The organism is Streptococcus suis, assembly GCF_024509555.1.
In the GTDB taxonomy this organism is placed as follows: domain Bacteria; phylum Bacillota; class Bacilli; order Lactobacillales; family Streptococcaceae; genus Streptococcus; species Streptococcus suis_AD.
Genome location: NZ_JAMWEL010000058.1, coordinates 1 through 504 on the forward strand (window position 1 = coordinate 1; position 504 = coordinate 504).

Below are 504 nucleotides of genomic sequence, written 5' to 3' on the forward strand. Positions count from 1 at the left end.
AGGAGGTGCTGGAGGCTTATTTGCCATGGAAGGAAAAAATTAAGAGAGCATGTAAATAGAAAAAGGTTCCAGAGTCAATAGGACTTTGGAGCCTTTTCAATATACTTTGTTATTGGGCGGTTACAATCCCTATGCTAGAAAGATTCTGTTCAAATGCATTCACAATATCGCTTCAGCTAGTCACACCAATCCTTGCCATATAGCAGACTTTTATGAGAAACGAAAAAGGCAATCGCAAATGACTTCAACCAAGCCACACACGATTGCCTCCATACATCGTCTCATTCGGACAATGTATTACCTCATAACGCACAACAAACTTTACGATTATCGTTCTACCCAAAATCGGTAAAACTGTTTATGCACTATCATTGTAGCACCTTATCAAAAAATTTCAACATAAGGTGTTGGTTTTGTATGCACTTTTTACACTAAAATTTAGTCCAAAAGAAAACAATTTCCTTATTTTGACTATTGAACTCAAAATATTTTTCGTCAAATACC

At 36.1% G+C, this 504-nt stretch carries 1 pseudogene; it reads left to right on the top strand.

What is annotated here, in order from left to right:
* Positions 1-124: 124 nt before the first annotated feature.
* Positions 125-352: pseudogene (locus tag NF418_RS10320) on the top strand (IS110 family transposase); the annotation flags it as partial.
* Between the last annotated feature and the right edge of the window lie 152 nt (positions 353-504).